A 7,637-nucleotide genomic window follows, 5' to 3' on the forward strand; every position below is an offset into this window, starting at 1 on the left:
TTGACTACTTATATTGTATGGATTGCAAGAAAAACGCTTTTTCGGACTTCCCTACCTCAGGGGTAGGATTAACTCGCCAGCTGTAGTTCCAGCCTAACTCTTAGCAACTCCATTGTGGGACGCATTTTTAGGCAGGGGAGCAATTTCTCTATACAATGTAAAGCACTTGAACTTTGGCAACGCAAACTATGACGAACTCCCCTGTAACTGAGCCATCCCCGCGTCAAGAGTCGGTTCTGCGCTACACGGTATTGGGTTCCCGTCGCCCCAGTAACTACTTTTGGGCAACAGCGGTCTCCATTGGGGGTCTTGGCTTTTTTCTGGCCGGCCTTTCCAGCTATTTGCACCGCAACCTACTGCCCATTGGCAACCCGATTGATTTGGTCTTTATTCCCCAAGGAATTGCGATTGGCTTTTATGGAGTGGCGGCGCTGTTATTGGCGACATATTTATGGCTGGCGATCGCTTGGGATATTGGCGGGGGCTTCAATGAGTTCAACAAAGAAACGGGCTTTGTGCGTATTTTCCGCTGGGGCTTCCCCGGCAAGAATCGCCAAATTGAGGTAAGCTGCCCCATCAGCGATGTGCAAGCGATAAAGATTGTCATTAAAGAGGGACTCAACCCCAAGCGTGCCCTCTACCTCAAGATTAAAGGCCGAGGTGAAATCCCCCTTACCCGTGTGGGTACTCCCCTGCCCTTAGCAGAACTAGAGACGCAGGGAGCAAAGATTGCCAGCTTTTTGGGCGTGCCCGTTGAGGGGCTGTCGTTTTAATCTTCGTGGTCGTCGAAGGGATCTGCTAGCTCCTTGGAGGGGGGGCCAAAGGAAAGGTAGATGGAGTAGCCAGTAACGCCAATGCAGACGGCAGCAAGAGCAATGCTAAGAACTGTTGCAGGTTCCATAGAAGTGTACTAAACGGGAGCAAGATATGCTTTTATAATATTACGAAACATTAAAATGCTGTTCATTTCGTTCAAAAAAAGGGATTTATGGCACGACGGACTTGGCTTGGGGATATTCTGCGCCCCTTGAACTCTGAATACGGTAAAGTCGCCCCCGGCTGGGGCACCACTCCCCTAATGGCAGTCTTTATGGGGCTGTTTTTAATCTTTTTACTGATCATCCTACAAATCTATAACTCGACACTCATCCTCGATGGTGTTAATGTGAGTTGGGAAGCCTTGGGATAATCCATGAACGTTTTTGGGATCGGTCTGCCGGAACTCATCGTCATTCTGGTGGTGGCACTGTTAATCTTTGGCCCGAAAAAGCTGCCAGAAATTGGCCGCAGCCTTGGCAAAACTAAGCGTGCCTTTGAGGAAGCCTCCCGCGAATTCCAAGATGAGATAAAACGTCAGACCGCCGCCCTAGAGCAGGAACAGCAGGCCAAGGCAGAGGCTGAATCGCCTCGGGAACCTTCCGCCTAGGTGGCATGGTACTCCAGCCTTGTGTGATTGTTGGCCTTGGCAACCCAGGCATAGAGTACGCGACAACGCGCCATAACATTGGCTTTCGTGTCCTTGATGCCCTTGCCCAGCGGTATCAGATTGAATTGACCCCGCAGCGGCGTTTCTTGGGGGAGGTGGGGGAAGCATTAATTGAGGGTCAGAAAGTGCGTCTCCTCAAACCCACAACTTACATGAACAGCTCGGGGCAATCTCTGCATGCCCTCTTGAATTTCTATAAGCTACCCCTTGAGCGAACCCTTGTCGTCTATGATGATGCTGATTTGCCTTTGGGGCGAGTGCGCTTGCGCTTGAGCGGCTCGACAGGGGGACACAATGGTATTAAGTCAATTATTCAACATTGCCATTCCCAACAGTTTCCCCGCCTCAAGGTGGGCATTGCTTTTGGCGATCGCTTGCAGCAACAGACAGGACCTCGTAATGCTGTGCCCTTCGTTTTAGGACATTTTTCACCAGCAGAACTTGCCATTTTACCCGCCGTACTTGACTTAGCTGTGGACGCCATTGAGCTGAGTATTCAGTCGGGGGTGGAGGCGGCCATGAATCGCTACAACGGCAAAAGTATTCCCCTACCGCAGTCGTGAACTGGAAATCTGTTTTGAAACTCTGAGGCGAAGCAGCCTCTCAAGTTAGAGTAAAGACAGTTGTTGTCGGCGCAGGAGCATGGACATTACTGAAAGCGTGCGCATGGCGATCGCCACCCTGAAGGCCAATCGGTTGCGCAGTGGGCTGACGATGCTGGGCATTATCATTGGCAATGCGGCGGTAATTGCCATGGTGGGCGTAGGTCAAGGGGCACAGCGCTATGCCGCCGGCCAGTTTGAATCCCTAGGCCCGAATACGCTCTTTATTGTGCCAGGCACGCCCCAAGCCCGCAACCGCACCTTTAATGTGCCCCAAACCCTTGTCCTTGAAGACGCCAAGGCGATCGCGACCCAAGTGCCTACGGTTAGAGAAGTGGCACCACAAATCCAAGTACAACAACGAGTCACCTATCGAGGACGCAACACCACCGTCTTGATTGTCGGCACAACCCCCACCTTTCCTTCAGTGCGCAGTTTTACGGTGGCGCGGGGACGCTTTATTTCCGATGAAGACGTAGAACGGCATCGCCGCGTCGTGATTTTAGGCTCGGATTTGGCGAAAAAGCTCTTTATCAACGAAAATCCTGTGGGGCAGCAGGTGCGCATTAAGAATCTTTCTTTTGAAGTCATTGGGGTCATGGCGGAAAAGGGCGCCTTCCTTGGCAACAATCAGGATGAGGCCGCCTACATTCCAATTACGACGATGTCTTCCCGCATTGTTGGGCAACGTTCCCCCTACGGGATTTCCTTAACCTTTATCTCGGTGTCAGCCCGCGATGAGCAAAGCATTGATGCGGCCAAGTTTCAGATTACCAACCTCCTGCGGCTGCGGCACCAAATTGTGGATGAGGATGATTTTACGATTCAAACCCAAAAGGAAGCCCTGCAAATTATTGGCAATATTAGTCATGCCTTGACCTTGATGTTGGCGGCGATCGCCAGCATTTCGCTGCTGGTGGGGGGTATTGGCATTATGAACATCATGCTGGTGTCCGTTACAGAGCGGACTCAAGAAATTGGCTTGCGCAAAGCCATCGGTGCCACCCAGCGCGATATACTGGCACAGTTTATGATTGAGGCGATGATCCTCTCTGCCTTTGGTGGCCTAATTGGTACAGGCGTCGGCGTGGGCGGTGTCATACTAGTGGCGATGCTGACTCCTTTAGAGGCTGGAGTGGCTCCCCTTGCTGTGGCTGTGGCTGTGGGCGTTTCTGGCAGTATTGGCCTCTTTTTTGGGGTGGTTCCCGCTCAGCGGGCGGCGCGCTTAGATCCGATTGTTGCCCTGCGCAGTGTCTAACAGTACCCTTAGGAAATTTCAAATGGAAACAACAACCCTAGATTGGATAGCTGGTGGCTTGGCGATCGCCATTGTGATTGGTGGACTGTTAATGATGTTTACGAATCTCTGGACGCGGCGATGAACCTGCGGCAAGGCTTGACCTACCTACTGTTGGTGGCGATCGCAATCGTCATGCTACTCCCTTTGGTGTGGCTCACCAGTACCGCCTTCAAATCTGCCAATGAGGATATTTTTGCCTTTCCGCCCCGCTGGCTGCCTGCCGAACCAACTCTGGCAAATTTTGTAACTGTCTGGCAAACGCATCCCTTTGGCCAGTACCTGTTCAACAGTACGCTAGTGGCGATTCTGACAGTGGCATGCAATCTACTGACGTCTGCCTTGGCCGCCTATCCCTTGGCGCGGCTTTCCTTTCGTGGGCGTGAGGTGATCTTTACGGCCATTTTGGCCACGATCATGATTCCCTTTCAAATCATTATGATTCCCCTGTTCATTCTGGCGGTGCAACTGGGTCTGCGGAATACTTATCTGGGAATGATTCTGCCGAGTTTGGCTTCCGCCTTTGGTATCTTTCTGTTGCGACAGGCTTTTATGGCGGTGCCCAAGGAACTGGAGGAGGCAGCTCGCCTCGATGGCTGCTCCGCACTGGGGTTGTGGTGGTTTGTGATGCTGCCTGCCATTCGCCCTGCCTTGGTGACCCTTGGCATTTTTGTGTTTATTGGCGCTTGGAGTGATTTTCTCTGGCCATTACTGGTTTTGGATCAGCCAGAGCTTTATACCCTCCCCATTGGCGTGGTGACTCTGGCGGGAACGTTTTCCTTGGATTGGCGACTGATTGCAGCAGGCTCTGTCATTTCAATTGTGCCCGTGTTCACTGTCTTTATTTTTTTACAGAGGTATATTATTCCCTCGCAAACTGGTGCTGGGCTGAAAGGCTAAATTCTAAAGCGGCGATAGCGAGGGGCATGTTGGCGGAAAAAGGTTTGAATTTCAGCAGCTTGACCTAGGGCAATGACCGTGTCCTTTGCTTGCAAAGGCAGACTCAAGGGGGGATGAGTGACCAAGCTGCCGTTGCAACGGCGCACAGCCACAATAATGAACCGGCCTCGACCTTTTGCTTCCACTTCAGCGATCGCCAGACCCAACAGCGGGGATTCCAGGGGGAGGGTAAACTCCTCAATCTGGAGATCCAACTGGCTCAATAGCTCAATCAGATGACTGCGCTCCTCTTTCTCCTCCAGAAAATCCAGAACTGTCGGGCGAGTAATTAACTGGACAATCCGTTGGGCACTAATGCTGGAGGGCAAGACCACATGATCAGCGCCAGCAAAGCGCAGTTTGGACTCCGTGGCTGGTAACTCACCATAGGCCAAGATTTGCAGATTGGGATTGAGGCGGCGAGCAATGAGGGTGATAAAGACATTGCTGGCATCATCAGGTAAGACAGCAACGAGTGTGCGGGCACGATCTACGCCTACAGCTAACAGCTCATTTTCATCCATAAGATCGTCGCCGCGATAGAAAGGATGCCCTGACTGCTGAGCCAGCCGTAGTCGCTGCCGTTGGTTGTCAATTACAACAAAGGGAATTTGAGCAGCGGCCAGGTTCATGGCTAGAGTCCGCCCTAGGGAACCATAACCGCAAATAATGACGTGATCTTTGAAATGGGCAAGATGAGAGGGAGGGGTCATCGAAAGGGGCGGGAGCGGAGGGTGTATTTGCGAATTAGCTTGGGGGCATCTTGGACATGCCCCAACAAGATCAATGTATCCCCCACGTCCACAAGGGGATTGTCGCGGGTCGAAAATAATTGACCATCGCTCTTGCGTAAACCAATGATAATAAATGCCCCTTGGCCACGCACTTCCAGTCCCGCCAAGCGTGTACCTACATAGGGGTAACTGGGGGTAATTTCCATTTCCTCTAGTCGCGCATCAATATGGCTTAAGAGTTCGTTGAGGGTCTCGCGATCGCCCGTTTGTTCGAGGAAATCAATGCGTGGCCGTCGAATGAGATTGGTCATTTGGCTGGCACCAATTTTTGTCGGTAAGACGATGTGATCCGCCCCTGCCATGCGTAGCTTTGATTCTGTGCTGGCTAGATTGGCCCGCGCTACGATCAAAAGATTGGGGTTCATGGATCGTGCTGTCAGCGTAATAAAAACATTCGTTGTGTCATTGGGCAACACTGTAGCAAGGGCGATCGCCCGATCAATGCCCACGACTCGCAGGGTTTCCTCCTCGGCTGCACTTCCCCAATAGGCGAGATAGCCCAACTGCATTGCCAGATCAATGCGCTGTTCATCAACATCCAAAATGACAAAGGGAGTCTTGGTGGCAGCTAACTCTTGAGCCATCACCTGACCAATGCGGCCAAAGCCACAGACAATGACATGGCGGTTCAGTTTGTTGATGTCGCGGCTTGCTCGTTGAAGATCTAATAGGCGTTTGATTTCACCTTCCGTAAACAGTTGCACCACCGCACCGATGGTATAAACCGTTGCCGCACTGCCAGCCACAATAATCATCATGTTAAAGAAACGTTGGGCTGGGGTCAGCAGCGGACGCACTTCACTGTAGCCAATGCCAAAGACGGTGATGACGTACATATAAAGGGCATCGAGCCAGTTCCAGCCAAAGCTGGTGTAGCCCATCACCGCCACTAACGTGAGCAGGATAAAAAGGGTGATGCCAATAATAAAACGCTTCAGGGCAGGGGTCGCAGGTAACCGTCGCATGGATTTAATCTTTGCGCTCTCAGGGTAGAAACAGGGTGATGGTCACTGGCAAATAGTCAATCACGACATCGGGGGCTTCTTGGGCAAGAATGACAATGGTATCCTGATCCGCTAAGCAGCACGACCGCCTGCTAGGCCACCGCCGATAATGACAACGGCAAAGTCTTGCATCGTCCATTCGTCCAGCATCTTTTCCTATACTAGGTTGGCGGTTAGAAGAGTGGTGGCCGTAGAGTGGCAAGATGCTCTTGCGAGCCTCCCGCTGAATCGTTAGAGTGGCAGTACAGTCCTTTTTTGAAAGATAGGGGGCACTAAGGGGACAGGTTCAGCAGCCAATTTTTTGATGGTTGTGAGCGTGTTCTACCCCAGTGAAAAGGGCAATATCCTGCTGGAGGCAGCCGTCCTTGAGTGCATTTTTTCTTCACTATGGGGATTGTTGGGTGCGCCATTGGTGCGATCGCGATCGCGCGGCGGTGATGCACCTCATTGCCAATGTCCTCAATGAGTTTGGCCTTGCTTGGCAACCCGAAGGTGCCGATGCCGATGTAGTGCATGTTGAGGACTACTACCATCGTCGGGGCGGACAATTTTGGGTGGTGGAACAAGCCACTGAGGTGGTGGGCACCATCGCCTTCTACCCCATTCAACGAGGTGAAGCGGCAGTGGAAATTCGCAAAATGTATCTCCATCCACGCGTGCGGGGTCAAGGCTTAGGCACATTCCTCTTGCACCATCTTGAAGCAGCCATTGAGGCGGCAGGCTACCGCAAAATCTGGATTGAAACCGCCTCGATCATGACCGCAGCAGTGCATTTGTACGAAAAGTCGGGCTATCAACCGGCCACAGGTGTGGAAACCCAGCGCTGCGATCGCGTCTATGTCAAGGACTTAGTGCCCTATGGCGCAACTTCAATGGCTTCTATCCCCTGCTAGTGCCCTGCTTCTTCTAGTTTCACCCGCTGCCTTTGGCCTCTGTCGCCAAGATTTGACACGAACCATTGAACAGGAAATACACAATCCTCAATGGCAACGGGGGCAGTGGGGCATTGTCATTCGGGATTTAACTAGTGGCGAAGTGCTCTATAACCATCAGGGGGAAAAGCTCTTTTTGGTGGCCTCGAATGTGAAGCTCACCACTGTCGCAGCCGCCCTTACCTATTGGGGTCCCAACCATTCGTTTGTAACGACCCTCAGTGGGCGATCGCCCGACCGAACAACCATCCGCCTTCAGGGCAGTTTTGACCCCAGTTTCCGCAGCCAAGACCTGCAACGCATGGTCAGCCACCTTGCCCAACAGGGAATCCGCCAAATTCCAGTTCTAGAAATTGGCGGTATAACGCCCGTTCAGATCAATCCCACTTGGGCGCTTGAAGACTTGACCATGGGGGAGGCAGCAGGGGTCACCCGCTTCAGCCTCAATCAAAACGCCCTCAACCTAGAAGTGGTTCCTCAGCAGTTGGGTCAAGCCTTGGCGCTGCGACTCCAAGGAGCCCCTCCGCCTTGGCGAGTGGTGAATGAAACCCGCACGGTGGCTGCCTCTGAACCGGAATTTCTC

12 protein-coding genes are annotated in these 7,637 nt (G+C 52.4%); 8 read left to right on the plus strand and 4 right to left on the minus strand.

Translation table 11 applies throughout. The features are described 5' to 3' along the window. The first annotated feature begins 188 nt into the window (after window positions 1–188). Window positions 189–773 (plus strand): photosystem I assembly protein Ycf4, encoded by a 585-nt coding sequence (locus tag P3X23_RS08025; protein ID WP_300875149.1) that lies wholly within the window; start codon window positions 189–191, stop codon window positions 771–773. On the opposite strand, the gene psbN is transcribed toward P3X23_RS08025, so the two are convergent. Further along, the gene (gene psbN, locus P3X23_RS08030) at window positions 770–901 is read right to left on the minus strand and encodes a photosystem II reaction center protein PsbN (protein WP_011057227.1); all 132 of its coding nucleotides are present in this window, start codon (window positions 899–901) and stop codon (window positions 770–772) included. The two genes, P3X23_RS08025 and psbN, sit on opposite strands and share 4 nt — an antisense overlap. An 87-nt stretch (window positions 902–988) precedes the next feature. Between psbN and psbH the strand changes: the two genes are divergently transcribed. From psbH to P3X23_RS08055, 5 genes are all read left to right on the plus strand, one after another. Next, window positions 989–1,189 (plus strand): photosystem II reaction center protein PsbH, encoded by a 201-nt coding sequence (psbH, locus tag P3X23_RS08035; protein WP_300875153.1) that lies wholly within the window; start codon window positions 989–991, stop codon window positions 1,187–1,189. Window positions 1,190–1,192: 3 nt separating this feature from the next. Beyond that, complete coding sequence (locus P3X23_RS08040; RefSeq protein WP_298615461.1) at window positions 1,193–1,426, plus strand: TatA/E family twin arginine-targeting protein translocase; 234 nt, start codon at window positions 1,193–1,195, stop codon at window positions 1,424–1,426. Between the two features lie 5 nt (window positions 1,427–1,431). After that, window positions 1,432–2,049 carry an aminoacyl-tRNA hydrolase gene (pth, locus tag P3X23_RS08045; protein ID WP_300875156.1) on the plus strand — a complete coding sequence of 206 codons (618 nt, stop codon included), beginning with the start codon at window positions 1,432–1,434 and terminating at the stop codon, window positions 2,047–2,049. A 79-nt stretch (window positions 2,050–2,128) separates the two neighbouring features. Beyond that, window positions 2,129–3,346: an ABC transporter permease gene (locus P3X23_RS08050; RefSeq protein ID WP_300875159.1), complete on the plus strand. Its 1,218-nt coding sequence runs from the start codon at window positions 2,129–2,131 to the stop codon at window positions 3,344–3,346. A 120-nt stretch (window positions 3,347–3,466) separates the two neighbouring features. Continuing rightward, window positions 3,467–4,285, plus strand: coding sequence for a carbohydrate ABC transporter permease (locus P3X23_RS08055; RefSeq protein ID WP_300875162.1), 819 nt, complete (start codon window positions 3,467–3,469; stop codon window positions 4,283–4,285). Here the strand turns inward: P3X23_RS08055 and P3X23_RS08060 are convergent. The 3 genes from P3X23_RS08060 to P3X23_RS08070 are packed head-to-tail and all read right to left on the minus strand — an operon-like array spanning window position 4,282 to window position 6,261. Further along, window positions 4,282–5,037: an NAD-binding protein gene (locus P3X23_RS08060; protein WP_300875165.1), complete on the minus strand. Its 756-nt coding sequence runs from the start codon at window positions 5,035–5,037 to the stop codon at window positions 4,282–4,284. The two genes, P3X23_RS08055 and P3X23_RS08060, sit on opposite strands and share 4 nt — an antisense overlap. Then, window positions 5,034–6,083: a TrkA family potassium uptake protein gene (locus P3X23_RS08065; protein ID WP_300875167.1), complete on the minus strand. Its 1,050-nt coding sequence runs from the start codon at window positions 6,081–6,083 to the stop codon at window positions 5,034–5,036. Before P3X23_RS08065 ends, P3X23_RS08060 begins: the two co-directional genes overlap by 4 nt. Window positions 6,084–6,102: 19 nt before the next feature. Continuing rightward, complete coding sequence (locus P3X23_RS08070) at window positions 6,103–6,261, minus strand: hypothetical protein (RefSeq protein ID WP_300875169.1); 159 nt, start codon at window positions 6,259–6,261, stop codon at window positions 6,103–6,105. Between the two features lie 262 nt (window positions 6,262–6,523). On the opposite strand from P3X23_RS08070, the gene P3X23_RS08075 reads away from it, so the two are divergent. Then, a complete protein-coding gene (locus P3X23_RS08075) occupies window positions 6,524–7,015 on the plus strand; it encodes a GNAT family N-acetyltransferase (protein ID WP_367186560.1) in 492 nt (163 codons plus the stop codon). Next, on the plus strand, window positions 6,981–7,637 hold a 657-nt coding region (locus P3X23_RS08080; RefSeq protein WP_300875172.1), incomplete at its 3' end, for a D-alanyl-D-alanine carboxypeptidase. The genes P3X23_RS08075 and P3X23_RS08080, both read left to right, overlap by 35 nt.

The sequence above is a fragment of the Thermosynechococcus sp. Uc genome (genome assembly GCF_029335995.1).
In the GTDB taxonomy this organism is placed as follows: Bacteria; Cyanobacteriota; Cyanobacteriia; order Thermosynechococcales; family Thermosynechococcaceae; genus Thermosynechococcus.